Source organism: Cyclobacterium sp. L-R, from assembly GCF_056859355.1.
Map to the genome: position 1 here is coordinate 1 of NZ_JBSXOH010000086.1, position 26,822 is coordinate 26,822.

Annotated in this window: 26 protein-coding genes; 19 read left to right on the forward strand and 7 right to left on the reverse strand. The window is 38.1% G+C overall.

Translation table 11 applies throughout. The features are described 5' to 3' along the window. Positions 1-374 precede the first annotated feature (374 nt). From AC13EX_RS17135 to AC13EX_RS17175, 9 genes are all read left to right on the forward strand, one after another. Positions 375-938: a TetR/AcrR family transcriptional regulator gene (locus tag AC13EX_RS17135; RefSeq protein WP_048641289.1), complete on the forward strand. Its 564-nt coding sequence runs from the start codon at positions 375-377 to the stop codon at positions 936-938. Between the two features lie 62 nt (positions 939-1,000). Then, complete coding sequence (locus AC13EX_RS17140) at positions 1,001-1,570, forward strand: carboxymuconolactone decarboxylase family protein (RefSeq protein ID WP_048641288.1); 570 nt, start codon at positions 1,001-1,003, stop codon at positions 1,568-1,570. 69 nt (positions 1,571-1,639) lie between these two features. Beyond that, complete coding sequence (locus AC13EX_RS17145; protein WP_048641287.1) at positions 1,640-2,446, forward strand: SDR family NAD(P)-dependent oxidoreductase; 807 nt, start codon at positions 1,640-1,642, stop codon at positions 2,444-2,446. Between the two features lie 41 nt (positions 2,447-2,487). Continuing rightward, positions 2,488-3,135: a DsbA family oxidoreductase gene (locus AC13EX_RS17150; RefSeq protein ID WP_048641286.1), complete on the forward strand. Its 648-nt coding sequence runs from the start codon at positions 2,488-2,490 to the stop codon at positions 3,133-3,135. Between the two features lie 388 nt (positions 3,136-3,523). Continuing rightward, positions 3,524-4,150 (forward strand): hypothetical protein, encoded by a 627-nt coding sequence (locus AC13EX_RS17155; protein WP_048641285.1) that lies wholly within the window; start codon positions 3,524-3,526, stop codon positions 4,148-4,150. A gap of 156 nt (positions 4,151-4,306) precedes the next feature. After that, on the forward strand, positions 4,307-5,599 hold the full coding sequence (locus AC13EX_RS17160; protein ID WP_048641284.1) for an alkaline phosphatase family protein: 1,293 nt from the start codon (positions 4,307-4,309) through the stop codon (positions 5,597-5,599). Positions 5,600-5,911: 312 nt separating this feature from the next. Further along, entirely contained in the window at positions 5,912-6,424 is a 513-nt protein-coding gene (locus AC13EX_RS17165) for a GNAT family N-acetyltransferase (RefSeq protein ID WP_482893650.1), read from the forward strand. Between the two features lie 18 nt (positions 6,425-6,442). Further along, a complete protein-coding gene (locus AC13EX_RS17170) occupies positions 6,443-6,934 on the forward strand; it encodes a MepB family protein (protein ID WP_048641282.1) in 492 nt (163 codons plus the stop codon). A gap of 19 nt (positions 6,935-6,953) precedes the next feature. Next, complete coding sequence (locus AC13EX_RS17175) at positions 6,954-8,060, forward strand: serine hydrolase domain-containing protein (protein ID WP_482893651.1); 1,107 nt, start codon at positions 6,954-6,956, stop codon at positions 8,058-8,060. Positions 8,061-8,172: 112 nt separating this feature from the next. Here AC13EX_RS17175 and AC13EX_RS17180 read toward each other — a convergent pair whose 3' ends face one another. After that, the gene (locus AC13EX_RS17180) at positions 8,173-9,579 is read right to left on the reverse strand and encodes an RtcB family protein (RefSeq protein ID WP_482893652.1); all 1,407 of its coding nucleotides are present in this window, start codon (positions 9,577-9,579) and stop codon (positions 8,173-8,175) included. 86 nt (positions 9,580-9,665) lie between these two features. Here AC13EX_RS17180 and AC13EX_RS17185 point away from each other — a divergent pair, with 86 nt between their 5' ends. From AC13EX_RS17185 to AC13EX_RS17200, 4 genes are all read left to right on the forward strand, one after another. Next, a complete protein-coding gene (locus AC13EX_RS17185; RefSeq protein ID WP_048641281.1) occupies positions 9,666-10,673 on the forward strand; it encodes a helix-turn-helix transcriptional regulator in 1,008 nt (335 codons plus the stop codon). A gap of 200 nt (positions 10,674-10,873) precedes the next feature. Beyond that, a complete protein-coding gene (gene modA, locus AC13EX_RS17190; protein ID WP_482893653.1) occupies positions 10,874-11,644 on the forward strand; it encodes a molybdate ABC transporter substrate-binding protein in 771 nt (256 codons plus the stop codon). Beyond that, a complete protein-coding gene (modB, locus tag AC13EX_RS17195) occupies positions 11,644-12,318 on the forward strand; it encodes a molybdate ABC transporter permease subunit (protein WP_048644403.1) in 675 nt (224 codons plus the stop codon). Before modA ends, modB begins: the two co-directional genes overlap by 1 nt. Next, positions 12,311-12,985, forward strand: coding sequence for an ABC transporter ATP-binding protein (locus AC13EX_RS17200; protein ID WP_048641279.1), 675 nt, complete (start codon positions 12,311-12,313; stop codon positions 12,983-12,985). Before modB ends, AC13EX_RS17200 begins: the two co-directional genes overlap by 8 nt. Before the next feature lie 275 nt (positions 12,986-13,260). Here the strand turns inward: AC13EX_RS17200 and AC13EX_RS17205 are convergent, their stop codons facing one another. Continuing rightward, the gene (locus AC13EX_RS17205) at positions 13,261-14,493 is read right to left on the reverse strand and encodes a DEAD/DEAH box helicase (RefSeq protein ID WP_482893654.1); all 1,233 of its coding nucleotides are present in this window, start codon (positions 14,491-14,493) and stop codon (positions 13,261-13,263) included. A 704-nt stretch (positions 14,494-15,197) separates the two neighbouring features. Between AC13EX_RS17205 and AC13EX_RS17210 the strand changes: the two genes are divergently transcribed. Continuing rightward, a complete protein-coding gene (locus tag AC13EX_RS17210) occupies positions 15,198-16,400 on the forward strand; it encodes an MFS transporter (protein WP_482893655.1) in 1,203 nt (400 codons plus the stop codon). A 150-nt stretch (positions 16,401-16,550) separates the two neighbouring features. After that, complete coding sequence (locus AC13EX_RS17215; RefSeq protein ID WP_048641278.1) at positions 16,551-17,384, forward strand: alpha/beta fold hydrolase; 834 nt, start codon at positions 16,551-16,553, stop codon at positions 17,382-17,384. A 306-nt stretch (positions 17,385-17,690) separates the two neighbouring features. On the opposite strand, the gene AC13EX_RS17220 is transcribed toward AC13EX_RS17215, so the two are convergent. From AC13EX_RS17220 to AC13EX_RS17230, 3 genes are all read right to left on the reverse strand, one after another. Then, positions 17,691-18,935 (reverse strand): TonB family protein, encoded by a 1,245-nt coding sequence (locus AC13EX_RS17220; RefSeq protein WP_482893656.1) that lies wholly within the window; start codon positions 18,933-18,935, stop codon positions 17,691-17,693. After that, positions 18,932-19,303, reverse strand: coding sequence for a BlaI/MecI/CopY family transcriptional regulator (locus tag AC13EX_RS17225; RefSeq protein WP_048641276.1), 372 nt, complete (start codon positions 19,301-19,303; stop codon positions 18,932-18,934). Before AC13EX_RS17225 ends, AC13EX_RS17220 begins: the two co-directional genes overlap by 4 nt. A 159-nt stretch (positions 19,304-19,462) precedes the next feature. After that, positions 19,463-20,227, reverse strand: coding sequence for a 4'-phosphopantetheinyl transferase family protein (locus AC13EX_RS17230; protein WP_423779120.1), 765 nt, complete (start codon positions 20,225-20,227; stop codon positions 19,463-19,465). Positions 20,228-20,508: 281 nt separating this feature from the next. Here AC13EX_RS17230 and AC13EX_RS17235 point away from each other — a divergent pair, with 281 nt between their 5' ends. Further along, entirely contained in the window at positions 20,509-20,949 is a 441-nt protein-coding gene (locus tag AC13EX_RS17235) for a response regulator (RefSeq protein ID WP_339718095.1), read from the forward strand. Between the two features lie 387 nt (positions 20,950-21,336). Further along, entirely contained in the window at positions 21,337-22,917 is a 1,581-nt protein-coding gene (locus AC13EX_RS17240; protein ID WP_339718096.1) for an FG-GAP repeat domain-containing protein, read from the forward strand. Positions 22,918-23,080: 163 nt separating this feature from the next. On the opposite strand, the gene AC13EX_RS17245 is transcribed toward AC13EX_RS17240, so the two are convergent. After that, on the reverse strand, positions 23,081-23,827 hold the full coding sequence (locus AC13EX_RS17245) for a hypothetical protein (protein WP_339718097.1): 747 nt from the start codon (positions 23,825-23,827) through the stop codon (positions 23,081-23,083). A gap of 518 nt (positions 23,828-24,345) precedes the next feature. Between AC13EX_RS17245 and AC13EX_RS17250 the strand changes: the two genes are divergently transcribed. Together AC13EX_RS17250 and AC13EX_RS17255 are read left to right on the forward strand one after the other, a co-directional pair. Further along, the gene (locus AC13EX_RS17250) at positions 24,346-24,957 is read left to right on the forward strand and encodes a hypothetical protein (RefSeq protein ID WP_482893657.1); all 612 of its coding nucleotides are present in this window, start codon (positions 24,346-24,348) and stop codon (positions 24,955-24,957) included. Between the two features lie 2 nt (positions 24,958-24,959). Then, positions 24,960-26,054, forward strand: coding sequence for a Gfo/Idh/MocA family protein (locus tag AC13EX_RS17255; protein WP_048641271.1), 1,095 nt, complete (start codon positions 24,960-24,962; stop codon positions 26,052-26,054). 7 nt (positions 26,055-26,061) lie between these two features. Here the strand turns inward: AC13EX_RS17255 and AC13EX_RS17260 are convergent, their stop codons facing one another. Further along, entirely contained in the window at positions 26,062-26,814 is a 753-nt protein-coding gene (locus AC13EX_RS17260; RefSeq protein WP_482893658.1) for an EcsC family protein, read from the reverse strand. Positions 26,815-26,822 lie beyond the last annotated feature (8 nt).

Sequence of the window (26,822 nt, forward strand, 5' to 3'; positions counted from 1 at the left end):
TTGGTATATTACTCATCAACAAACGCTTATAATGATAAACAAAATACATAAAAATTACGGATGGCTCAATAGCCGGCCCAACTCAGCTAAAACTTTAACCCGATATATGCAATAGACATTCTATTACGTGCTGAAATCGCTATAAAATCAGCCACTTCGTTGCTGTTTTCAATTTCAGCATAGCGGTGCTATGCTAAAATATTCAAACAGGCTGATTTTCTTGCGATTGCAACACTTCCCGTAATCACGGGACAGGCTTCACCCCTGACATTGTCAGGACGGAGAAATTCTATTACATAATCCGGGTTAAAAAAAAACTGCAAAAGTTTTTTATATCTAAACGAATGGTTAGCTTTGTAGTGTAGTAAAAAACAATGGCAAGAAAAAAGGAATATAAAGAAGAAGAGGTTATTGAAAAAGCGATGCGTTTGTTTTGGCGCAACGGCTATGAGAGTACCTCTATGCAAATGCTTGAGAAAGAGATGGGCATCAATAAGTTTTCTATTTATTCTAGTTTTGGAAGCAAGCATGGCGTTTTTATTGAAAGCTTAAAATGTTACAAAGAAAAAGTAAGTGACATGTTTGAGAAGTTTAAGGCATCCCAGAATGGTGTTGAAGACATCAAACAGTTTTTTTATGATTCTGTAGCAGTAGGATATCAGCCGGACAATGTAAAAGGTTGCTTGTTGACCAATACCTACAATGAGTTTTCAGAAAGTGAAGACCCTTTGATAAAATCCCAGGTGGATCTATTTATGGACAATTTGAAAGAATTGTTTATTGAAAAATTAAGAATGGACCCTTCTAAGGATGAGGAGACAGTGCTAAAGCAAGCTAACTTTTTAGTGGTTGCAAAACACGGTTTGGCTGCCGCCACTAGAGTTAACAGTGAAAAGGAAATAGAAGACTATATAGAAATGACCTTTAGTAATATTTGACCTTTTTTTGGCCTATAACTAAACAAACGTTTAGAAATTTATAAACTATTAATAATTACACGATGACAACTTTAAAAATTCACAACTTAGAAACTGCACCAGAAGGTAGCAAAGCACTATTAGAAAATTCACTTAAAGCAAACGGAATGATACCTGGGCTGCATGGGGTATTGGCTGGAGCTCCAGGCCTACTTGAAGCTTATCAAACTTTACACAAATTGTTTATGGATTCCTCTTCATTCGATAAGGATGAACTAACTGTGGTATGGCAGACGATTAATGTGGAGCATGCCTGTCATTATTGTGTACCAGCCCATACAGGTATTGCCAAAATGATGAAGGTGGATGATGCCATAACAGAAGCATTGCGTAACGAAACACCTTTGGAAAATCCAAAATTAGAAGCCTTAAGGAAATTAACCCTTACTATCGTTCGAAACCGTGGCCATGTAAGTCCTGAGGATTTGAAGGCATTTTATGCTGTAGGTTATGGAGAAAGACAAGTATTAGAAATCATTTTGGGATTGTCTCAAAAGGTAATTAGTAACTATACCAACCATATTGCCAATACACCAGTGGATGCCCCTTTCCAAAAATTTGCTTGGGAAAAAGAGAATGCAGAAGCCATTTAATTAATCAACGTTAATCTTTAAGGGCCTTTGGTTAAAAACACTAAAGGTTGAAGTTAACTCCCGGAAATTATGCAAGATTTAAAATCAAAATATGGTAAGCAGGCTTTGATAACTGGAGGTTCTTCAGGGATTGGTAAAGCATTCGCTATAGAATTAGCAAAACAAGGCATCGCTCCTATTTTGGTTGCCAGGAGTAAGGATAAGTTAACCGCCTTAGCTCAGGAAATTTGGGCGAAATATCAGGTAAAGGCACAAGCATTTTCTGTGAATATATCTGATGAAGAGGCAACAGTTAATTTTCTTAAAGAGATTGACAAACAGGATATAGGAATGCTTATTCATAGTGCTGGTATGGAAAACAATGGGAGTTTTATCAAGATTTCTCCTGAAAAGGAGCTGTCAATGATCAAATTAAACATTACCTCTACCTATTTGTTAACCAATCATTTTGCTAAGAAAATGTCAGCCGCTAAAAAAGGGGGCATACTTTTGGTTTCTAGTATGGCAGGTTTGATGGCGACCCCTTATTTCAGTAACTATTCGGCTACAAAAGCCTATGTGCATCAGTTAGGGCTTTCTTTGTATTCTGAACTCAAAGCCAATAATGTTGACATAAGCGTCTTGGCTCCCGGTTTAACAGAAACCAATATGACGGCAGACAATGGTGTGGACTGGTCAAAAGTCCCAATGTCAAGCATGGATCCTTCTGAAGTTGCTCAGATTTCCTTGAATAGTATTGGAAAGAAGGGAACGATCATTCCAGGTAGGATGAATAAAATGATGGTGATGATGGCCAAAAGACTTTTTTCTATCAAAAGTTTTGGCGCAATGAATGGGATGTTGATGAAAAAGGCGATTAATAGCGAGAAACTTTAATCGAACCAAAAAGGCAAGGAAGAACCTAAAACAGTAAGGTAATGAAAGACAAATTAAAAATAGATATCGTATCAGATGTGGTGTGCCCATGGTGTACCATAGGCTATAAACGTTTAGAAAAAGCCATATCTGAACTAGGAATAGAGGACAAAATAGATCTGGAATGGCAACCCTTTGAATTAAATCCTAATATGCCTGCCGAAGGACAGGATCTTTATGAGCATATTGCTGAAAAATATGGGAGCACAATGGAGCAGCAGAAGGAGTCTCAGGAAACCATGACAGATGCAGGAGAGGAATTAGGGTTTACCTTCGATTATTTTGAAGGCATGCGCATGTCGAATACTTTTGAAGCGCATGTTTTATTGGAGTATGCCAGAGAATTCGGCAAGCAAACAGAGCTAAAAATGCGACTTACCAAAGCCTTTTTTAGTGAGCGGAAGGATGTGTCCGATAGAGCGGTTTTAAAGAAAGCTTTATTGGATGTTGGTTTAAATGCTGAAGAGGCCTTGGCTAAATTAGAGGATCAGGAAGCACGCAAAGAAGTAAGGGATAAAGAGGCCTATTGGCAAAATATAGGTGTTAGATCGGTGCCAACAATTGTATTTGATAGGAAAAGTGCGGTAACAGGTGCGCAGCCTATTGATGTGTTTAAGAAAGTGTTGACCGAAATGTTGGCAATTGCATAATTTTCATACATTAACAAGTAGCGATAGGTAATGATTTTGTCAGTATTGGTGCAGAAAATAAGCAACAATACCGCCAAAATCATTTTACGTTCAGGAACCTAAGCAGGGGCTAAAAGCCCTTGGCTAAAAAAAAATCACCCCTTCTGGGGTTTTTAGGTTGATTAAATCTCACATTCTATTTAACATAGAAAATTATTTTAAGCTTTAAAGGATTAGAGAGAATCACCTTCGGTTGGAGTCAGGCTGTTCTTGTTGCGACAGTTCCTCTCTCTTATTTTTATGATTAGTAGGCAAGACTTTTTAAACCGCGAAAAAGCCTATAGATTAGTAGTGAAAACAATGGGCTATTCGATTTGATACAGGTAGCTCATTATAAGTTTCTAGTACTATGCCGCTACCCAAGCTTTATAAAAAACACCATGTAGATAAGGAACATACTTCCATTGGCCTTTTCGAAGCGCTTGATAAAAAGTACACCATTAAAAAGGTTTTCTACCCAGGTTCCCATGTTCACATTACCCCTTCGTTGATTTTTCGGGAGGTGATCTACGCGGATTCTTTTAAGGGTACAGACAAATTTTTTAAGGATAAAGAGACGGCTGCTTTTATCGAGCAAAATAGAAAGTATACAGCACCGCCGGTTTTTCGTTTTTACCAGCAAGACTACAATACTCCATTTGAGGAACTAGGCAAAGAGTTTGATCTTGTAATTTCCCAATATGCTGGATTTGTAGGGCAGGCAGTAAAGGCTTATCTGAAAAAAGGTGGCCTGTTGGTTTGTAACAATTCCCATGGAGATGCCTCAATGGCTTCATTGGACCCTGACTTTGAATTGGTCGCCGTCTATAGAAGATATGCGGATAACAAATTCAGCATTTCAGAGAAAAACCTGGAAGATTACCTCATACCTAAGCAGGGCGCTTTGCCAAGCAGGGAGCAATTGCTTAAAACCATGAGGGGAATAGCCTATACGAAAAGTCCTTCTGGTTATATTTTTAAAAAAATTAATGAATAAATTTTATCATTTTACATCAAGCATTAAAGTACTACTAGCCTTAGGTGTATTAATGGGAAATAGGCATGGACTTTTGGCTTTTAGGGATAAATTTGTAACACCATTAGAGGTTTTTTTAACCTATCCCCAAGAATAACGCAAACTGTAAACTAGAACATGAAAAAACGAATTACAGGTATAGGATTGATTTTTTTAGTGGGGATGGTATTCTTCATTTCCTGCAATAAAAAGATGGTATGTTCAACCTTATCGCTTACCACCTTGAATTCAGAGAGCGCACAAAAAAAGCCTTATTTACTATTGATATCTTTGGATGGCTTTCGATGGGATTATGTGGAGAAATACCGGCCTCCAAACCTGAGTGCTTTTGTAGATAAGGGAGTGAAAGCGGAATCACTGCTGCCAACTTTCCCTTCGAAAACCTTTCCTAATCATTATTCCATTGCTACAGGTATGTATCCTGACAAGCATGGTATATTGGGCAATGTCTTTAGCAGCTATGAGTATGGAGTGAATTTTAGTTATAAGGATAAAACAACGGCTACGGACGGGCGCTTTTATAAGGGCTCCCCAATTTGGCTGGAGGCAAATAAAGCCAATATGGTTACTGCCAGTTACTTTTTCGTAGGCACAGAAGCGGCTATCCAAGGTGTATATCCTACCTATTACCATACATTTGATCCCAGTATTAAAAATGAAGATCGAGTTGATCAGGCTATAAATTGGCTGGAAATGCCTGAAGAAAAGAAGCCGCATTTAATCTTGATGTACTTTGGTGACATGGATAAAACTGGCCATGATTATGGACCAGGGAATGAAGAGAAAATAAAAGAAGCGCTGTTTGAACTGGATAAAAGCCTGGGAGATTTATTTAAAAGAGTTGAAGCTACTGGTCTTCCTGTAAATATTCTGCTTGTTTCTGATCATGGTATGTCAGATCTATCTACCTCTAAAATTATTCCCACAGAAACCATTATAAACGACAGTTTATACTCATACCTAGACAATGGCACTATTGTAAATATCCATCCTAATGAAGGGGTTGATATAGAAGAAGTGATAGCGTATTTAAAGCCAAAAGAAGCTCATTTTAAAGTTTATAAAACTGAAAACACACCAGGTTTTGAATATAAACCCAAGAATGAAAATTGGGGATCCGTCCAATTGGTAGCAGATTATGGCTATTATTTTTTGCCAAAAGCGCGTAAAGAATCATTTATAAAAAGGGAGGTCAAGTGCATAGGTGTTCATGGTTATGATGCCAGCAACAAAGAAATGCATGGTATATTTTATGCAAATGGCCCTGCTTTTAAAAAAAATGGATACAGTATTCCGTCATTAGAAAATATTCATATTTACCCATTAATGTGTGAGATTTTAGGCCTACCCATACCAAAGCATATTGACGGTAAACTCAATAAGATCAAAGACGTTTTAATAAGTGATTAAACCCAAAATATGCAATAGACAATCTATTACCTGCTGAAATTGCTGCATCTACTATAGTTTTTCCTATGACCTTAAGTCCTGAATGACCAAATCCTTAACCCAAATATTAAACCCGAAATATGCAATAGACATTCTATTACGTGCTGAAATCGCTTTAAAATCAACCACTTCGTTGCTGTTTTCAATTTCACCATAGCGGTGCTATGCTAAAATATCCAAACAGCCTGATTTTCTTGCGATTGCAACACTTCCCGTAACACGGGACAGGCTATTACGAATCCTATTGCATAATCCGGGTTAAATCAAAATTGTTTGTTCACAAGCAATCGGGTTTCAGTCTTCCATTGGAATCATATTGTATCTGCCTCAGAATTTGAGCTATCCCGAATCCACAGTGTATTGGAGATTTTGACGCCCAAAGTCACCAAGGCCGTTCCTGATGGTTGGCAAAATATAGGCAGCATTGAGAAAACGGAAGATTGGATACAACAACGCAAAAGTGAAGGGGGTTTTTATGATATTGTACTTTCTGAAACAACTGAAATCATTGGCTTTTTATTTTTATACACTGTAATAGATTCCAAAGATTTGGGGGAATTAAGACTTGGCTATTTATTTCGCGAGGAAGTGTGGGGCAAGGGAATTGGGACTGAGTTAATCAATGAATTGGTGGAATGGGCCAGACAGACAAAGTTAATTGGGTCAATTGCTGGGGGAGTTGAAAAACAGAACCAGGGATCAATTAGGGTCTTGGAGAAAAATGGTTTTTATAGGTCTAATGAAGAAATGCCGGAGCAAATGTATTTATACAAATTTAAAATCTGAAATACCTATAAAATTGAAATGGACAATACTATAGCCTATATAGAAAAAGAGGTTTACAATAAATGTGGCCTTGAAATAGCTGACTTTAAAATGGAGCCTGAAAGTCAGGAGTACGCGGCTTGTCAATTCAAATTAAACGGGTGTCAGGTAATAAGCAGAAAGGCAAAAATAACACCCAAAAAGCAAGGGCAATTTGTGACTTTTTGGAAACGTTTTGAAAATGGGCCAATTGAGCCATTTAATGAAAGGGATAATATTGACTTTTTCATCGTGAACATAAGAGATGAAAGTAGGTTTGGTCAATTTGTATTTCCGAAAAGTATATTGATAAATAAAGGAGTGCTTACAACCAGCAGAAAAGAAGGTAAAAGGGCCTTTAGGGTATATCCATGTTGGGAAGAGGCCGCTAACCAACAAGCTAAACAGACCCAGAAATGGCAATTGAATTATTTTTACGAAATTACTCCGGATATGGACTTGAAAGCAGTTTTAGAATTGTATCGTGTTTAAAAAACAGAAATACTTATTAATGATGAAGAATACCTTTCTATTTTTAATTGGAATTCTTGCCTGCCTGTCATGCGATAACACAGAGATGATTCCTGATGACAAGGCGGCAGAAGAAGAATTGTATTTCCCCCCTAACAATGGAAATAATTGGGAATCCATTGATTTTAATTCTTTGAATTGGAATGAAAATGCCTTAGAAAATTTATACACCTACCTGGAAGACAATAAAACCAGGGCATTTATTGTCCTAAAGGATGGTAAAATTGCCATAGAAAAATATTGGGGAAACAATATTCTAAATACTGGGGCTTTTGAGGCAAACAGTTTGTGGTATTGGGCTTCAGCAGGGAAAGCATTGACCGCCTCGCTTGTGGGTGTGGCAGAAAAAGAGGGGCATATGAATATCAGTGATAAAACATCGGATTATTTAGGTGCCGGCTGGAGTTCCTTAAATTCAGACAAGGAGGATTTAATAAGCATCAAGCACCAGCTAAGCATGACTACTGGGTTAGATTACCAGGTGTCGGATTTAGACTGTACAGAGCCTTCCTGTTTGGAGTATAGGGCTGATGCTGGCACACAATGGTACTATCACAATGCTCCGTATACTTGGCTAGAACAAGTAGTGAGTAATGCCACAGGGATAGATTACAACAGTTATACCGATCAGAAAATTGAATCCATCACAGGAATGGATGGTCGCTGGATCCCTCTTGGATATAACAATGTGTATTGGAGCACAGCCAGGGACATGGCAAGATTCGGTTTGTTGACATTGAACAAGGGAATCTGGAAGGACAATGAGGCAGTCTATGCTTCGGATTACTACGAGCAAATGGTGAATAGTTCACAAACTCTCAATCCATCTTATGGTTATTTGTGGTGGTTGAATGGTAAAAGTAAGATTCAGTTTCCTGGTACAGAAACAACCTTTAATATAGAGTTGTCTAGCCATGCCCCTGAGGATTTATTTGCAGGAATGGGTAAAAATGGTCAGTTTGTTGAAATTGTACCAAGTCAAAATCTAGTAGTAATAAGAATGGGTGAAGCCCCTAATGATGCCTTGGTTCCCATAGTTTTTCATGATGAAATGTGGGAAAAGATGAATGCGGTGATTAATGACTAGCTCCCTATGGAAGACAAACTTGAGAAAAAACAGGCATCTCCCTAAAGAGATGCCTGTGCTTTGATTACTAAGGCTGAATCGTCTTCTTCAGACTTTGAGCATAAAAAGGTGATTATTTTCCATTTCCAGCACGTTTTATTCTTGCCTTTACTTTCCAAGGGGCGTTCTTGTTCCAATTCCCGGCCATAATTGAACCATATGGAATCACTTCATCAATCACTGTTCCCAATCCATACTCAACCATTTGAGATCTTACACTCTCTGCGTTTTTATAGGCTGAGGGCAATTCTGAAATGTCAATTTCATTGGAGAAAAAACGAACATCTAGTCCCTTGGTTTCTTCAGCAAAAATCGCTGAAATAGGGGTGTCTCCTTTGTTTCTTTTATGTGCTGTCCTGCTTAAATTCCTTCCAGCTCCGTGTGGTGCAAAACCTAAATTATTTTCAGCAGATGTCCCTTCAACGATTAATACAGGTTCAGCCATGTTCAAAGGGATCAACCTTGGCCCTGTAATGTCTGGCATAAACTTATCATCCAATGGGGTTGCGCCTTTGGCGTGATAGAACAAGTCACCTTCTTTAAATACAAAGTTATGTTCATTCCAATACCTGTTTTTTATTGTTGCACCCACCTTTTGAGCGGTTGCATCGTGGATACAAATGTGGTTTTGTTTTGTCCATTCTCTAATTATTTGCAGTGCATTCCAGTATTCCTGACCATCCTCTGTCTCGAATGGAATCCAAGCATTTTGTATCAAGGTCTCTTTTGAAATTTCATTTCTAAACCTTTCAGCTATTTTCATGGCTTTACCATATAATTTAGCTCCAACACCTCTTGAACCATGATGTGTTACCATCATGGTATTTCCTGTCTTTTTTGATTTCCCGATAAATAGAAAGTGATTCCCATCACCTTGGGTGCCCAGGTGTTTTTTCGCAACTTGAATTAGGTGCTTGTCATTCAGTAACTTATTTCCTTCAAAGGCTTTTAACATAGATTCAGGAAATCTGTATTGCTCATTTCTCTCCCTACCACCTCCTCCGAAATGAGTGGACGCATGAGCGGCATCCATTAACTCCTTGGGATCAACTTCTCCAAAATCGGTCAACATTACTGAACAACAGATATCCGCACTGTGCATGCCTGGATGGATAGCATTTTTTGTGACAACTACAGCTCCCACAGGGATTGTTCCAATGGCTCCTGTAGGACAAGCATCAGGCATTATTGATCCGGCTACCACCGTTGGTGTTTTCATTACAGCCTTCATCGATTCAATCACTGTTTGGATATTTCTCTCTTCCAGTTCATTTTCAGCTTTGATGTTGATCGCAAATGGAATGACCTCAGTATGTAATTTGATCATTGGTTCAGCCTTGAATTGCTCAAGATATATCATCATGTCTTTTTCAGACATTTGGGTTTCATTGATATGATCAATCGCAGTACTAAACCATTTCTTTGGCTTAAACCCTAGTTTAATTAGGGTGTTTCCGTTGATGTTAATTCTATCCGACATGATTTGTTTTTTTATTACCTAACAAAGGTTTTTTTAAACTGCGCAATCATTTTGCGTAGTTTAAAAAAAATAAATACTTTAGTAGAATGGCACAAAATAAAAATGCCCTTATTCGGTACAAGACCATTGACAAATGCTTGCAGAACAAGTACCGTAGGTGGACACTTGAAAATCTTATTGAGGCATGTTCGGATGCACTGAATGAATACGAAGGGAGAGATTTCAATGTAAGTAAAAGATGCATTCAATTAGATTTACAGTTAATGCGAAGCGATAAACTTGGATACAATGCGCCCATAGTCGTCTACGATAAAAAATACTATCGATATGAAGATGAAAACTATTCTATAACAAATATACCATTAACAGAAAATGATATGGGCATACTTTCTGAAACAGTGGAGATGCTCAAACAATTTAAGGATTTCTCATTGTTTTCGGAGCTAGACGGAATCATACAGCGTTTAGAAGACAAGGTCTATTCCGAGAAAACGCATCAGACTTCCATCATTCATTTGGATAAAAATGAGAACTTAAAAGGCCTCAAAAACATAGATGTCTTGTATCAGGCTATATTGAAAAAGGTTTGTTTATGGATTACTTACCAATCCTTTAAAGCCCGGGATTCTTCTACCTTTACTTTCCACCCATTTATTTTAAAGCAGTTTAATAATCGTTGGTTTGTGGTAGGGCGGAAAAATGCAAAGGAACCCATCTTAACCTTAGCTATGGATAGAATTTTGTCCATTGACAAAAACCTTGCTATTCCTTACCTAGATGAAGACTTTGATGGAGATGCATATTATAAAGATACAATCGGTGTAACCGTGTTAAATGATGATCAAATTCAAGAAGTGGAACTTAAAATTGATAAAAACAATGCTCCCTATGTGATCACCAAACCATTTCATCATTCTCAAAAAGTAATCGATCGGTTGGCCAATGGAAGTGTAATCATTCATTTGAGGGTTCATCTGAATTTGGAGTTTGATAGGTTAATTCTGGGGTTTGGGGATTCGATAGAGGTATTGAAGCCTAAAGTTTTAAGAAACCGTATTAAAAGGAAACTAATAAAAGCTGCAAGTCAATATTAATCAGACAAAGTGTAATGGTAAAAGAGTGCTAGTTTGAACCTATTTTTCTGATATTAGTTACCGGTCAATTTTCTGACATTTATTGAATTATTAGGAAATGATTAGGTCGGATTGGAAAAGAAAGGCATTCGGTATATCTTTAAAATAATATCGAACTAACCAAGCTATAACATTAGGGATTAATCCCAGACCATTATAAAATGAAAAGTGTTTGCCTTCTTCTTGCTTCCTTTGTCCTGTGTTTTTTACCTGGTATTTACCCTGTAAATGCGCAGGGAGCTATAAGAGTAGCAGCGGCCTCTGACTTGAAATTTGCCTTGGATGAAATCATTGAGGTTTACACTGAGGCTACGGGAAAAGAAATAGTGCCCATATATGGGTCTTCGGGTAAACTCTTCGAGCAGCTTTCCAACAAGGCTCCTTTTCACCTTTTTATGTCTGCTGATGTTGCCTATCCCAAAATGCTTATCGCTAAAAGAATGAACGGATCTGATCTCCATGTTTATGGAGAAGGCAGGTTGGTGCTATGGAGCAGAAAAATGGACTGTAATGCGTCAACTATGGAAGGTCTTGGGAGTTTAAATGTTAAAAAAATAGCCATTGCCAATCCGGATCATGCACCTTACGGAATGCGTGCAAAAGAGAGCCTTCAGTTTTATGGTCATTATGATGCGGTCAAGTCTAAATTGGTGATGGGCGAAAACATTTCTCAAACGGCTCAATTCTTATCTACTGGAGCAGCGGATATTGGCATTGTTGCTTTGTCATTGGCCCTTTCACCAAGCATGAAAAAGTATGGTAAAAGGTATTTTCTTTTACCTGAAAACAGCCATGAGCCCCTGCTTCAGGGAGCAATGATTACCGAATTTGGTAAAGGAAATGCCGATGCCACTTCCTTTTTTGAGTTCTTGAAGTCTGAAAGTGCAGCAAAAATATTTAAGGCTTATGGCTTTACCCAAAAAGTGAAATGATGGATTTTGCACCCTTTATATTGACCCTAAAGCTGGCGACTTTGACTACTTTCCTCCTTTTCTTGGTAGGAATACCACTTGCTTACTGGCTTGCCTATAGCAAATATCGCATTAAATATGTGGTGGAGGCCTTGGTAAGCATGCCATTGGTATTGCCTCCCACCGTGTTGGGTTTTTATCTTTTGTTGGCATTTAGTCCCGAAAACCAAATTGGTAAATTCCTTGACCAGTATTTTGATCTTCGCTTGGTATTTACCTTTCATGGTCTGGTGTTGGCCTCGGTGATTTACAGCCTTCCTTTTATGGTTCAACCTTTGCGGTCGGGCTTTTCAGGAATACCTAATGCCTGGCTGGATGCAGCTAAGACCATGGGTAAAAGTTCTTGGGCTACGCTATTCCGGATTTTATTACCCAATATGAAGAATGCCTTGATCACTGCTGGGGTGCTCACTTTTGCCCACACTATTGGAGAATTTGGAGTTGTATTGATGGTGGGAGGAAATATCCCTGAGGAAACCAGAGTGATCTCTGTTGCCATTTACAATGAGGTGGAGGGAATGAATTATGCCATGGCCAATCAATACAGTTTACTCTTGATCGCCTTTTCTTTCACCGTCTTATTGCTCACCTATTTGATCAATCATCGCAAAAACAGCATGCTCTCTTATGATTGAGCTATCGCTTAAAAAATCCCTTTCCGGGGCAGAAGGAAAAATAGCACTAGCTATATCCTGCCAAATCCAGCCTGGTGAATTGGTTGGCTTGTATGGGCCTTCTGGTGCTGGTAAGTCTAGTGTGTTGCGAATGATTGCAGGCTTGATGCGTCCTGATGAAGGGGAATTAAGGGTTGGAGAGGAAACTTGGATATCTACTGAAAAGAAGCTGTTTTTGAGACCTGAAAAGCGAAACATAGGCATGATCTTTCAGGAGTATTCTATTTTTCCCAACATGACGGTTTACGAAAACCTTGTTTTCGCTTTGGATAAAGGTCAGGACAAGGGTTTTGTGGATGAATTATTGGTCAGTATAGGCATGGAAAAGATGGCAGGGCAATTCCCCATGAAACTTTCAGGTGGCCAAAAGCAGCGTGTAGCCCTTGCTAGGGCAATGGTAAGGAAGCCTAAAATTCTACTTTTGGATGAACCGCTCTCAGCATTGGATATGGAGATGAGGAGAAGCCTGCAAGAATACATCGTTAAATTTCACCATGAATATGGGTTGACCACTTTGTTGGTGAGTCACGATGCTTCTGAAATTACCCGTATGGCTCAGAGGGTATTGGTTTTGGAAAATGGACAATTTAGCTTTGATGGTAAGCCAGAGGCATTTTTTAAGACTTGACAATCTGGTTTTAGCTCACTTTAAGAAGACAACTGCTTAACTATTTAAGTTGTTAAGATAAAAAAACAATACCATTGTCTAAGTGAAGACAATGGTATTGGTATTAAACCCGAAATATGTATTCTATTACGTGCAGAAATCGCTTCAGATTCAGCCACTTCCTTGCTGTTTGGAGATTAGAACAATTTTCGTAAATACGAGACAGGCTTAACCCCTGACTATTGGCAGGGCGTGGAGATCCTATTACCTAATCCGGATTAAAATCAAGGCTATCTTTATCTAGACTTTTTTCTATTTTTGAAAAATGCCTGCTTTTTACGCTGTTTCTCCTTGTTAAATTCTTTTCGTTCCACTGCTGACATTGGCTTCTCAGTTTGAGGAAAAGGATTGTTGTCTACCTCAGTGATTTTTTGGTTGATAAGTCTTTCTATCAAGCGAACATACCCGTTTTCTTCTGGTTCGCAAAGAGAGATGGCAGTTCCAGATTCTCCAGCTCTTCCTGATCTACCGATTCGGTGAACATAGGTCTCAGGATCTTCGGGCACATCATAATTGATCACGTACTGTAGCTTGTCGATGTCTATACCTCGGGCCGCAATATCAGTAGCAACAAGTACACGAATGGTGCCTTCCTTGAATTGACTCAAGACTTTTTGTCGATGATTTTGCGCTTTATTACCATGTATGGCTGCGGCATTGATGTTTTTGCTTTTTAAGTTTCGCGTGATCTTGTCCGCACCATGTTTGGTTCGGGAGAAAAGCAATACTTGATCGATATCCTTGTTTTCCAATATATGGAAAAGCAAGTCCTTTTTAGCGTCCTTATTGGTATAATAGACTTTCTGTTTTACCGTATCAGCGGCAGAAGAAACAGGGTTTACTTCAATTTTGACAGGATCTGTAAGGATATTGTCAGCCAATGAAACGATATTGTCCGGCATGGTTGCGGAAAAAAACAAGGATTGTCTTTTCTTTGGCAATAACTTCAAAAGTTTTTTGATGTCATTGATAAAGCCCATGTCCAGCATGCGGTCCGCTTCATCAAGAACAAATATCTTGATGTGATCCAGTTTTATAAAACCTTGGTTAATAAGGTCAAGTAATCTGCCGGGAGTAGCTACTAAAATATCAACACCCCTTCTGATTTCATTGACTTGAGCGCCTTGTTTCACACCGCCAAAAATAACAGCATGCTTTAATTTTGTGTATTTTCCGTAAAATTCAAGATTTTCATCAATCTGAATGGCCAATTCTCTTGTTGGAGTGACGATGAGTGACTTGATGGCTAATCTTCCTTTGTCATTGTTTTTTTCCGTATGGAGCAGTTGGATGATAGGAAGAGCAAAGGCTGCTGTTTTACCAGTACCTGTTTGCGCACTTCCTAAAATATCTCTTTTTGCGAGGATTTTTGGAATTGCCTGCTCTTGTATGGCAGTGGGTTCCTTGTAGTTTCTTTCCTGAAGTGCTTTCAGGATAGGGGATATAAGTTCTAATTTTTCGAATGTCATGCTTAACTTTTTATAATGGCCTTTGGTGCCGGTATTTTGCACCCCTCTTTAATAATTTCTTAGAGTGCAAATAAATAATTGGCCCATAAGGCCGGTTTTGCCCATTTTTACAATAGTTGTTTTTTTAATGTTTGAAATAAAAACTAAAGCCGAAAATGAGGACCAGCTCCGACTTCATATTTGGGGGATTCCTTTTTTTGGTCCTCCAACTTGTCTTATTCTCCTGTTATTTCAACATTCACTATAAAAGCAATTGCAAATTGGGACTTAATAAAGTTTGTAAAGGTAGGTAGATTTATTGGATTGATGGAATCTTAAACCGTTTTAAATCAAGAACAAGCTATCTATGACAATGTTAAAAATTGAATTTCTTATAAAGTAGTCACCCAAACAGCTTTTATCTACAACTTATTGGTTTGGTGTTTTGTGCTAATTAATGGTACACCTGATTCGGGAAGATTAAGTATTTAAACGCAAGGGGGCTAACTTTGTTCGGTATATTTATTATTATAATGAAATGTATACCAATAATACCTGAAGATCTATCTGATATTGATTATTGAGGTATATCGTTGAATATTCGGTTTTGACTTTTTGAGGAATGGAGATGTCAAGGTTTCTTCATTGGTAGCTTTATTTTTAAAAATACAGGTTAAGAACTTTCGATGCCTTATATGGGTTTTAAAGGGATAAATTTCAAAAGAATGCAAAAGGAGAAATTATTGCTTTGGACATTAGCGGCCATCAATTTTACGCATATCGTAGATTTTATGATTTTGATGCCACTAGGTCCTCAACTGATGCGTATTTTTGAAATTTCTCCTCAGGAATTTGGGCTCTTGGTGTCTTCCTATACTTTTAGCGCAGGTGTTAGTAGTTTTTTTGGCGCTTTTATTTTGGATAAATACGATCGAAGGAGCATTTTAATGTGGGTTTTTCTTGGCTTTCTAGTAGGGACCTTGGCTTGTGCTTTATCACCAAATTATCTTTTTTTATTGTTTTCAAGAATCTTATCTGGGCTTTTTGGTGGTTTGACTTCGGCCTTGATCTTTGCAATTATTGGTGATGCCATACCGGATAGTAGAAGAGGTCGGGCAATGGGTTTGGTAATGGCAGCCTTTTCTGTAGCCTCTGTGGTAGGTGTGCCATTCAGTCTTTTTATAGCCAGTATTTCCAATTGGCATGCTCCTTTTTTCTTTCTTGCTTTTCTGGCATTGGTGATTTTATTCTTGATTTATAGATTTGTACCTTCCATAAAGGTTCCGCAAATTGAAGGAAAAGCCAAGCCCAGTCCACAACAAGTGATTAGACGGGTTACCAGCAATTCAAATCAGATGAGGGCCATCTTCCTAACAATACTCATGATGCTTGGGCAGTTTATGATTATCCCATTTTTAAGCCCATTCATGGTGGCCAATGTTGGTTTTTCTGAACTTCAATTGACTTATATCTATATGGCAGGAGGGTTTTTCACTGTTTTTACATCACCCTGGGTCGGCCGGCTTACAGATAAATATGGCAAGGTTAAAATTTTTACCATATTTATGAGCTTAAATGTAGTTCCAATTGCCATAATAACCCATTTGGGGCCTACTCCTATTTTGTTGGCATTGGCGGTATCAACCCTCTTGTTTGTCACCTCAAATGGACGGATGGTGCCTGCTGCTGCCTTGATTACCGGCACAGCTAAGTCCGAAAATCGGGGTAGTTTCCTAAGTTTTAATTCTGCAGTGCAACAATTAAGCGCTGGGCTTGCATCCTTTTTTGGAGGGATGATACTGGTTGAAAACACGGATGGAAAACTACTAAACTTTGAGTACATAGGGTATATTGCCATAATAATTAGCTTATTATGTATTCCGCTTATAAGGAGAATTAGGGTGGTTGATGCTTCATCTTCTAAATAATGAGTTTTTAGTTAAAATGTTGTTTGTAAGAAGAAGTCATAAGTTTGTTATTATTTTAATGAATTATTAAAAATAATATTTTACATTTACGTAACGGGTAATAGGAATAATTTTTAACCCACCCTACAAACAGCTAACCTTTATTTATAAATGACCGGAAGATTTTACTATCGGGGTTTGGGATTTTTCCTGAATACCATGAATAGTGTTGCGCCATCTCTAAGTGGTAAATTAGGCTTTAAGTTTTTTTGTTCACCCTCACGTCGCAAGATCACGAAGTCTCAATACAAGTTTCTTCGTACTGGGGAAGAATCAGATATTATGTTCAAAGGGAAATTAATCCGTCACTATCGATGGGGGAATGGGCCAAAGAAAATTTTATTTATTCATGGATGGCAAAGCTTTTCCTATAGATGGCAACAATATATTGAATTACTTTCTAAAAAACCTGAATATACTTTATTGGCCTTTGATGCACCAGCGCATGGGCAGAGTGAAGGCAAGCATTTTACTGTTCCCGATCATGCATCGCTTATAAATAAGTTATTGAATGAATATGGTTCTGTTCATGCGATAGTATCCCATTCTATTGGAAGTTTTTCTTTTTTTTATGCCCAAGCGAAACACCAATTACCAACTATCAATAAGGTTATTGCTTTGTCAACTCCCGGTAGTGCTACTGAATTTATTGGGTTTTATAAAAAATCATTGAAATTGAAACCTGCTACAGTAAAAAGCATAACTGAGGAATTTCAAAATGTTGCTGAGGAGGATCTAGAAAAGGTTAGTCTTCCTTATTTGGCAAAGAGTTTATCCATTCCTGGTCTTATTGTACATGACCAAAAAGACGCATTAACTGATTTTAGTAATGCCCGTCTTCTTCATCAACACTGGCCACAAGCTGAGCTCATGACCACTACTGGATTGGGTCACCGATTACGTTCTCTTGATGTGGTTAATGCAGTGGGTGAATTTATTGATTAGTAAGCTTTAAACCCGAAATATGCAATAGACATTCTATTACGTGCTGAAATCGCTTTAAAATCAGCCACTTCGTTGCTGTTTTCAATTTCACCATAGCAGTGCTATGCTAAAATCTCCAAACAGTCTGATTTTCTTGCGATTGCAACACTTCCCGTAAACACGGGACAGGCTATCACCCCTGACCATTGTCAGGGCGGAGAAATTCTATTACATAATCCGGGTTTAAAGCCTGTTGGTCAGGATAAAAAACCTGGCCAATGGCGTTTACTGCCTTTGGCCAGGAGAATTCACCTTAGCAATTCTGTTTTACTCCAGTTTAAACCTTATAGGAAGTTTCAATTTCACATTTACATTATGTCCTCTTTGGATTCCGGGAGTCCAATCGGGTGAATTTTTAATTACCCTAAGAGCTTCCGCATCCAAGTCTGGATCGATACTTTTAATTACGGATGGATTTAATATTCTTCCTTCTTCGTTGACTATGAACTCCAAGTAAACCGTTCCTTCTATTTTTTTATCTCTAGCGGACTGGGGGTATTTAAGGTTTTGGCTTAAATAATTGTTCCAGCCTTCCATACCCTGTGGAGGAACAGGCATAACCTCAACAATATCAAATATTTCATTTGGAAGCAAATTCTTGGTATTTGCTTCATTTGCTGTCATTGCTACTTCTATTATTTCATCCTTTTGCTCGCATGAAACCAAGGCAAACAGGCATATAAATACTGGTAATGCCAAAGCATATATACTTCGTGCGGTCCATTTTGATTTGGGTTGTGTCATCATTGTAAGTCTTTTTTTGATTTGAAATTGATTGAAATAATGTACTAGTAAACCTGTATTTTTTGTCTTTGTAAGGTTGAGTAAAAGCCTTGCGTATTCTTCTAAAGGATAGGACTTTGTCATCTTTTCATCCACCTGGTATTCATGCAATACCTCCAGGGCCTTTTCATACTTGCTATATATAGGGTAAAACCAGAAAACTACTTTTACTACCTGTAGCAACAACCTGTCCCAGCTATGCTTGTAGTCTGCATGTGTGGTCTCATGGGCAATGACCCAATCGACATTCTGTTGGGACTGAAGTGCGCCTTCAGGTAAGAAGATAAAGTGGAAAAATGAAGAGGGCTCAAAAGTAGGGTGCTCTAAAAGGAGGTATTTTCCTTTATAAGTAGTTTTGGCTTTTTTGGTTTGAACCATTATAGAAACCAAGCCTAAAAGAAATTGGCCAAGGACCAATATTACTCCTATAAAGTAAACACCAACTATCAAATTGCTTATTGAAAAGGCTTTAAAGGAGTTTTGAAACTGATTTGAACTATTCAATTCAAATGTTGGCAATTGTATAGAAATGGTTTCATTGGGCAAATTTATACCATTGATTCCCGCAAAGTTTAATGCAGGAAAAACCAAAGCTACAAGCAGTGAGCAGAGTAGAAATGTCCTATTCCATGCAAAAAAGGTGTTTCTTTCGAGGCAAACTTTGTAAAATACCCAAAGTAATGTTAAACATATGCTGCCTTCCCACAAGTAATTGATAAGGTTTGTCATGATGATTTCTTTTTAAGGTTCTCTACCATTTTTTCTAAGTCCTGAATATCTTTATCCGATAGTTTGTCCTCTTTTACCATAAATGACAAAACATTTTTGGCAGAACCTTCAAAGTAGTTTTTCACTAGAAGGTTAAAGCTGCTGTGCTGATAAGCCTTTTTACTTATTATTGGAAAATACTCATGGGTATTGCCATAGGTCTTATGGTCCAGGTAGCCTTTGTTCTCCAGTTGCTTGATCACTGAGGCTAGGGTCGTATAAGGAGGTTTCGGTTCAGGGAATTGATTCAAAACATCTCTGACAAGTGCTTTTTTCAGTTCCCAAATGATTTGCATCACCTGTTCCTCGTTGTTCGTTAATGCTTCCATAATTTAAATGTAGTAAATAAAAATTAGTTTATCTACGTAAAAATCGTAAATCTACGAAAAATACGTAAAATATGTCTTGAGCATGCTTGTTTTAGTAAAATTTCGAGTTTTATTAATGTGTGTTACAATGTTTGGCCTAATCGCTTATAAATAGTAGTCTTAGGTTAGATCGATCTCTGATTCATAGTCAAAAAAGCGCACCCTATTGGGAAGGGGAGAAGTACAAATACTCACTGCATAGGATTGATCCATAAAAAAGCTTCTGAGCTGCCAATTGGTTTTGTTGGAAAGGGAGGGGAACATAAATTCTTGGTACTGGTCTAAGCAAGTGAATTGGTTTAGGGTTTCGACTATGCCTATGCCTGTTGCTTTTAAAAAAGCTTCTTTTCTTGTCCAAAATTTATAGAATTCGGCAATTGGGTCATAGGACTCCTTAATTACTTTAAGTTCATTGCTGTGAAAACATTGTTCCAATAGGGAGTCAGTAATGAAATTTCCTGCTATTTTCTCCAAATCAATCCCTAATTCCTGAGAACCAAATGCAATAAAAACCCATTCTCCAGAATGGCTAAGGTTGAAATGTAGCTTATGATGAATGGGAATATAGGGTTTACCATTCATGCCAATTTGGAAAATAACCTGAGAGGCCTCAATATTTAAATATTGTGCAACTAGCATTTTTGTGCAGGCCTGTCCAATAATAAAACTATTTCTATCCCTTTCATGTAAATACTTTGATGCCTTCATTTTTTCTTTAGCTGTCAGTTTTTTTTCTAAATGTGACAGTTCGACTAGAGGGAGGTTAAGTCTTATTCGCCATAAGTGAACTTCCTTGCTATGAAGCTTAGAGCATGTGCCTGGGCTCCAAATTGGGGAAGGAATTTGTTCACAATTTATGGTTGCCAGATTCATAAAGGGTTTCATTTAGCCTTGGGTAACTTTACATTTACAGCTTGATTTTCAGGAAATCCCTATTAAATATAAATAAAATATTGCCTTCATTTCAAGTTAGAGAAATTAAGCTTTAAGGGATAAAATTGTCTTATATTTTGGTATTATGATGAATTTATCAAATTATAAAACAATCATAATCTGAAAATTGAATTTTATTGCTAAAATTTTGCTTCTTAAAGTATTTTCTAGGTATTTTGATATTATATTTTTAATATTATATTGTTTTTAAGCCTAAAGCTTACTTTTTTAAAATGAACAACAGCGATACTAGCATCCGGGGTACAAGCCTGGAAGGTAAACAATTTTTAATTGTAGACGATGATCCCATAATTAGAATGGTAATGGGATCAATGTTTAAAAAATGGCATAATACATTTGTAGAAATGGCCGTTGATGGAGAGCAGGCACTCGAGAAATTACAGCAAGCCTATTTCGACCTTATCATTATGGATTTACAGATGCCAGTTTTAAATGGTTATCAAACAGCCAAAGCAATTCGTGGAGGAGTTTGTGGTGAATTTTACAAAAAGATCCCCATTATTGCTGTTACGGCTGACCTTTCTGAGGTTGCCAAATCACAGACCCTTTTGATGGACAATGTTTTGACAAAGCCATTTAACAATGACTCCCTGCAAACGGCGATTCGGAATTGTCTTTTTTCCGAACCAAATATGAGCAGGAAGATGGGTTAAGAATTAGCGGATAGAACTACTAAGCGCTTTATGTTCCTTGGGTTTAGAAAACCAAGACACGTAAAAACGTGATTATTCATCAGGTAATACTTGGTTTGAAACCAATTTCTATCCGCAAAAAATCAAATTGTAATGCTATTAACTTGAGTTCCGTTTTAGAATGGAATGAATGGTAATGCTGATTTTTTATAGTGGCATTTGATAGCTGTCTGACCAAATAAAGGTCATCTTAGAGAAAGTCCTAGGGCACAAGCTTAGCTTATTAGCTAACTTCTTGATGGAATTGGGCAATCCTTCTTCATTATCTGTCCTAAATGATTCTATATTGTTAGGGCTTGGTTATCTTTGGCTAATCAATATTATTAATATTCAAACCCCTGAATGTTCATGTCTATAGTGCGTTACATCCTTGTTTTTAGTTTTATCGTGTTAGGACAGGCCTGTAATAGGAGCGACCATCAAAATCAAAACAAGGACAAAGCCTCTCCCAAAATTGAGCAGAAAAAAGAGGTGTTACAAAACCCATTAGATAAGCCGGCAAATGTTTTGGCCAAGACTTATTGTGCGGGCTGCCATTTGTATCCCGAACCGAATCAGCTGGATAAAAAGACATGGGAAACCATACTTCCTAGAATGGGTCATTTTTTTGGTATTTATGACTCGGACACAACCAGGCCAGGACTATTAGAAGGTGGTCGGGCAGGAGTAATTGTAGAGCGTGCAAATGTTTTTCCAAAAAGCCCTACCATAGATACTTTGATTTTCAATAAAATTAAAGCCTTTTACCTGGAACAGGCACCTGAGCAACTTCCCAATTCTCCTATTAAGGAAATTAAAAAAAACCTGGATTATTTTAAGCTGCATAAGCCTGCTAGTAAAACAAAGAACCCCATGCACTTGATGGTTAGGATAATTGGGCCTAACCAATGGTACATCAGTGATGCAGGAAGGTCTACTTTTTCGATTATGGACAATAAGTTTAAGGTTCAGAAAACAGCCTCTAGTCCTGAAGGTACGGTATGGGTACATCAAGGTAAGGAATATTCTTATGCGCTGGTTATAGGCACATTTAACCCAACAGATATGGACCTTGGATTTGTCATGCGCCTGCCCAATACTCCTGGTCAGGTAACAAAAATCATGGCCAAAGACTTACAAAGACCTGTACATATGGACATGGGAGACCTTGATGGGGATGGATTGGAAGACATGGTCATCGCTGAATATGGGAAAAATACAGGAAGCCTTGGATGGTGGAAACAAGGTCCTTCAGGAAACCTTCAGAAATTTGTGTTAAGAAACAAACCCGGGGCAACCAACGCCTATATCCGTGACCTAAATAAAAATGGTAAAAAGGACATCGTTGCGCTTTTTGGACAAGGAGATGAGGGTATTTTTATTTATCACAACCAGGGAAATGGTAAATTTGCAGAAGAGCCTGTATTGAGGTTCCCTCCTACCTATGGATCAAGCTATTTTGAACTGTTTGATTTTAATGAGGACGGTTTCGATGATATTATTTATACTGCCGGGGACAATGCAGATTATGATCCTATCAGTAAGCCTTATCATGGCATTAGGATATTTATGAATGATGGTAGCAACCATTTTAAAGAATCCTTTTTTTATCCCCTTAATGGGGCTTACAAGGCTATTCCATCAGATTTTGATCAAGATGGAGACATAGATATCGCTGCAATAAGCTTTTTCCCAGACTATGAAAAAAGTCCAGAGGAGAGTTTTGTTTATTTAGAAAATAAGGGAGAAATGAATTTTGAGGCCCAAACCTTTGCCGGAAGTACCGATGGGAGATGGATGGCCATGGATGCAGGAGATATGGATGGTGATGGAGACCTTGATATTTTGCTGGGCTCAATGATTTTCGGCACAGATCATACACGGTATTTTGAAAAATGGTCAGATGGAACCCTTCCCTTTGCCTGGCTTGAAAATACGAGCACGAAATAGAATGGGCCTAAAAGGGTAGGGTTTAGTTTACTTTTCTCTACTGCCTTACTAGGCCTATGTATTCAAATGCCTCGATTTACTTTGCTTAGGTATTCCCCTCTGAAGAAAGTATTGCCACATCCAGGTTAAATACTAGCTTTTCCAAAGGGAAAGTTGGGTCAAATTATTTTTTCTTGGAATTATAAGCTTCCTCGTATGGAGACCAGATTTCGTAGATTGGATCGCCTTTTGAGCTTAAACCTGAATGGTGCCATTTTCCGTCAATGACTTTATAATCAAATTCAAGATTTGCACCCACGCGACTGTCATCTTTTGAAAAGAAGGTGATTTTCTCAGTGTATTTCCCATCCTTTGCTTCATATTCACCTCCTCCTGTACCACTAAAGGCTTTTGTTTCAGAATTGAAGGCAATCCATTGAAATCTGCCCCCACTTAAGATTTTCACTGTTCTTCTGGCTCCTGGAATCATTTCTGAAAGTTCATCCCCTCTTTTTCTTCCGGTAATTACCCAGTTTCTTGTAAGATCATCAGTTTCTTGCGAGACCCTCTTCCATATTTCAATAAGGTCTTCTCCTTTTATTTTTGTAGAAATAATCAGCCTGTCATTCGCAAAATCCAATGTGTATCGATTGGTGGTTCCAATTTGTTCAGGATCAAGAGTCAAAAAGTCCAAGTGTTCATCGTAAACATTTCCTTCCAATGTGTATTCCCCTCCACCGGCATAAAGAAATTTATCTCCTTTTAATTCTTTGGCTCCAAAGGAAAAGTAACCATCCTGGTAAATTTTTATAAATTCTTTGTCAGTAATCGCTTCTCCATTTTGATGGGTTAAAATCCATGCACCTTCCAATTCCTGAGACATAAGTCCAGTAGTAATGGTAAAGCAGATCATTAATAGGATTGATTTCATAACTCAGACTTTATTGTTAAACTTAAATTTAATTATTTATTGATACAATATCACAACACATCGATATAATTCTTGTTTTAGTAATAAATATACTGGAGGATATTGTAGAAGTTGTTTTTAATCTATACAATGCTTTAATCTAGCGCATCCTCATTGGGGTAGATTAGGCTTATGGTTAAACCCGAAATATGCAATAGACATTCTATTACGTGCTGAAATCGCTTTAAAATCAGCCACTTCGTTGCTGTTTTCAATTTTACCATAGCGGTGCTATGCTAAAATCTCCAAACAGTCTGATTTTCTTGCGATTGCAACACTTCCCGTAAACACGGGACAGGCTTCACCCCTGACATTGTCAGGGCGGAGAAATCCTATTACATAATCCGGGTTAAAGCTTTCAGGTAGAGGGGAATCAGAGATTTAGCCTTTACAAAATAAGCGGATTGAAACATTTTGATGAATTATGTGAGGATTTGGCTGGCTTTTTGGTGTATATACCTGATATTTAATTTATTGTAATGCAGAAAAACAATTTTATAGTTATTTTAACGATAATGTTACTTATTGTCCAGGTTCCCATGGTCTCAGGGCAGAGTTATGGCACGAGTGCTGGTCTTAGGCTGGGCAATAGTAATCAGGGTCGTATGCTGGGATTTACTTTACAGCAGCGTATCAAAAAGGGGCTTACGGTGGAAGGGATTCTTCAAAGTGACTTTGTTTACAATACCACTGCCCATGCCATATTAGAAAGGCATCGCCCATTGGTGACGAAAAGATTAAATTACTACTACGGTGCGGGTGTTTCTTTTGGAATAGAAGAAAGCCGTCAAAAAATACCTGAAAGCATGCAGATCATACAAACGTATGGCAACGGAACCGTAGGGGTGGATTTACTTGCAGGACTTGAACTCACCTTACTTGGGATCAATTTCTCAGTGGATTATAAGCCAAATATAAATATCGTTGGCAGACAGCCATGGTACCATGGGCAGGTTGGTATTTCAGCAAGGTCAGTTCTTGTAAAAGGGAATAAACAAAACAAGAAGAGAAGACAAAAAGCAAGGAATAAAAGACGCGGTAATCAAGAAGGATATTTTCATAATTTAATTGATTCTATTAAAAAGAAATAACCATGAGAAAATCACTAGTTGTATTTTTTACACTTGTATTAATGTTCCCCGTTCCATTATTATTTGGTCAATCTCCAGTAAAAATCGCCGTAGTTGGGCTTACTCATTCGCATGTTAACTGGATACTGGGCAGGGAGGCTAAAGGTGATGTTGAGATTGTAGGTATTGTGGAACCTGACAATGCTTTGGCCAATCGCTTGATGTCCCGTCATAATTTAAGTGAGGAGCTGCTTTATCCAGATATGGAATCTCTCTTTTCGGCTGTAAAGCCCGAAGCTGTTACGGCTTTTGGCTCCATTTACCAACATTTAGAAGTGGTGGAGGCCTGTGCCCCTCGAGGCATACATGTGATGGTTGAGAAGCCCTTGGCTGTCAGTATGGAACATGCAAAAAAGATGGCTGATCTGGCCAGGAAACATCAAATTCATCTGCTGACCAACTATGAAACTACCTGGTATGCCAGTAATCATGAAGTTAAAAAGCAACTAAAGGATAATGTAATTGGGCCGGTGAGGAGGGTCATTGTGAATGATGGTCATGAAGGGCCTATGGAAATCGGGGTCAATCAGGAGTTTTTGGATTGGTTGACCGATCCTGTGTTAAATGGAGGCGGAGCAGTTATTGATTTTGGTTGTTATGGCGCCAACCTGATGACTTGGTTAATGGATGGTCAAAAACCCATTTCTGTTACTGCGGAGCTTAAGCAAATCAAACCTGATATATATCCAAAAGTGGATGATGAGGCTACCATCTTGCTGGAGTATCCCAATACACAGGGAGTGATTCAGGCATCATGGAATTGGCCTTTTAGCAGAAAAGACATGGAGGTATATGGTAAAACAGGGTATTTGCTTGCCAAAAATAATACCTTATTGCTAAGCAGAAAAGAAGGGCAAAAGCAAGAGAAAGCTGAAAATCTAAGTCCCAGGGAAAACCCTTATAACGATCCTTTTTCCTATTTGGCGGCTGTTGTTAGGGGGAAAATAAAAGTTGAAGCCGATGATTTGTCTTCTTTGGAAAACAATCTTGTGGTTGTGGAGATCCTGGATGCTGCGAAGGAAAGTGCAAAGAAAGGGAAGCGAATTTACCTTAAATAATAGAGGCTCAAGTCAATTCCTTATTCTTTTGAAGATGTCTCAGTCGGTATGCTTGAATGGCGTTTTTTCCAAGCAATAGACTTAGTTTGTAATTGGCCACCGCACCAATTCCTGCGCCTATTATTGGGATCATTTGCGCCAATTTTGCCAAGTCCATAAAATCTCTGTATTCCAATTGAAATTGTCTCCAATCAAAACCATCTAGATTGTCTGGCAGGGTTTGGGAATAAGTGTCCCAGTTTTCTATAATGTTTATGGTTTCATTTCTGGTTTTTTGGGTTGAAAAAGTAAGCTTAAATACATAGAGAATAAATAACCGCTCTTTAAATTCCTTGGTTTCATGACCGAAGGCAGCAGCAATCTGGAAGAGCATTTTCATTTTTATCGCCAAGAAAGCCGGTAAGTCTGCAAAACCCATTAATATACCACCCGCTCCGGTGACAGCTCCTTCGACAGATGCTGTTCTAGTGTAAGCCTTTATACTTTTTCGGGCTTTTAATTCCCTATGCCTAAGTTGTCCGTAGAGGTAAGGCTTAGTGGAGATAAATTTATTGCCAATCAATACTCCTTTTACCATTTTTTCGATGGCAAATGTTACCGCTTGATGAATTTTATCAGGTATGATATTATTTATAGACCTTTGCGTGCCGCTAGTTATTCTGCTAATTATCGAAGGGCTTTGGTGCTGTTTATCTAACCAGATTTTTAACTCCTTTCTGGCGAGAGATTCATATTGTTGGTCTATGTATTCTTTATTCATAGGCATGT

Excerpts from the sequence above, each read along its gene's own strand:
- AC13EX_RS17135 (WP_048641289.1), top strand. The coding sequence starts at position 375 with ATGGCAAGAAAAAAGGAATATAAAGAAGAAGAGGTTATTGAAAAAGCG.
- AC13EX_RS17140 (WP_048641288.1), top strand. The coding sequence starts at position 1,001 with ATGACAACTTTAAAAATTCACAACTTAGAAACTGCACCAGAAGGTAGC.
- AC13EX_RS17145 (WP_048641287.1), top strand. The coding sequence starts at position 1,640 with ATGCAAGATTTAAAATCAAAATATGGTAAGCAGGCTTTGATAACTGGA.
- AC13EX_RS17150 (WP_048641286.1), top strand. The coding sequence starts at position 2,488 with ATGAAAGACAAATTAAAAATAGATATCGTATCAGATGTGGTGTGCCCA.
- AC13EX_RS17155 (WP_048641285.1), top strand. The coding sequence starts at position 3,524 with ATGCCGCTACCCAAGCTTTATAAAAAACACCATGTAGATAAGGAACAT.
- AC13EX_RS17160 (WP_048641284.1), top strand. The coding sequence starts at position 4,307 with ATGAAAAAACGAATTACAGGTATAGGATTGATTTTTTTAGTGGGGATG.
- AC13EX_RS17170 (WP_048641282.1), top strand. The coding sequence starts at position 6,443 with ATGGACAATACTATAGCCTATATAGAAAAAGAGGTTTACAATAAATGT.
- AC13EX_RS17175 (WP_482893651.1), top strand. The coding sequence starts at position 6,954 with ATGATGAAGAATACCTTTCTATTTTTAATTGGAATTCTTGCCTGCCTG.
- AC13EX_RS17180 (WP_482893652.1), bottom strand. The coding sequence starts at position 9,579 with ATGTCGGATAGAATTAACATCAACGGAAACACCCTAATTAAACTAGGG.
- AC13EX_RS17185 (WP_048641281.1), top strand. The coding sequence starts at position 9,666 with ATGGCACAAAATAAAAATGCCCTTATTCGGTACAAGACCATTGACAAA.
- modA (WP_482893653.1), top strand. The coding sequence starts at position 10,874 with ATGAAAAGTGTTTGCCTTCTTCTTGCTTCCTTTGTCCTGTGTTTTTTA.
- modB (WP_048644403.1), top strand. The coding sequence starts at position 11,644 with ATGGATTTTGCACCCTTTATATTGACCCTAAAGCTGGCGACTTTGACT.
- AC13EX_RS17200 (WP_048641279.1), top strand. The coding sequence starts at position 12,311 with ATGATTGAGCTATCGCTTAAAAAATCCCTTTCCGGGGCAGAAGGAAAA.
- AC13EX_RS17205 (WP_482893654.1), bottom strand. The coding sequence starts at position 14,493 with ATGACATTCGAAAAATTAGAACTTATATCCCCTATCCTGAAAGCACTT.
- AC13EX_RS17210 (WP_482893655.1), top strand. The coding sequence starts at position 15,198 with ATGCAAAAGGAGAAATTATTGCTTTGGACATTAGCGGCCATCAATTTT.
- AC13EX_RS17215 (WP_048641278.1), top strand. The coding sequence starts at position 16,551 with ATGACCGGAAGATTTTACTATCGGGGTTTGGGATTTTTCCTGAATACC.
- AC13EX_RS17220 (WP_482893656.1), bottom strand. The coding sequence starts at position 18,935 with ATGACAAACCTTATCAATTACTTGTGGGAAGGCAGCATATGTTTAACA.
- AC13EX_RS17225 (WP_048641276.1), bottom strand. The coding sequence starts at position 19,303 with ATGGAAGCATTAACGAACAACGAGGAACAGGTGATGCAAATCATTTGG.
- AC13EX_RS17230 (WP_423779120.1), bottom strand. The coding sequence starts at position 20,227 with ATGAAACCCTTTATGAATCTGGCAACCATAAATTGTGAACAAATTCCT.
- AC13EX_RS17235 (WP_339718095.1), top strand. The coding sequence starts at position 20,509 with ATGAACAACAGCGATACTAGCATCCGGGGTACAAGCCTGGAAGGTAAA.
- AC13EX_RS17240 (WP_339718096.1), top strand. The coding sequence starts at position 21,337 with ATGTCTATAGTGCGTTACATCCTTGTTTTTAGTTTTATCGTGTTAGGA.
- AC13EX_RS17245 (WP_339718097.1), bottom strand. The coding sequence starts at position 23,827 with ATGAAATCAATCCTATTAATGATCTGCTTTACCATTACTACTGGACTT.
- AC13EX_RS17250 (WP_482893657.1), top strand. The coding sequence starts at position 24,346 with ATGCAGAAAAACAATTTTATAGTTATTTTAACGATAATGTTACTTATT.
- AC13EX_RS17255 (WP_048641271.1), top strand. The coding sequence starts at position 24,960 with ATGAGAAAATCACTAGTTGTATTTTTTACACTTGTATTAATGTTCCCC.
- AC13EX_RS17260 (WP_482893658.1), bottom strand. The coding sequence starts at position 26,814 with ATGAATAAAGAATACATAGACCAACAATATGAATCTCTCGCCAGAAAG.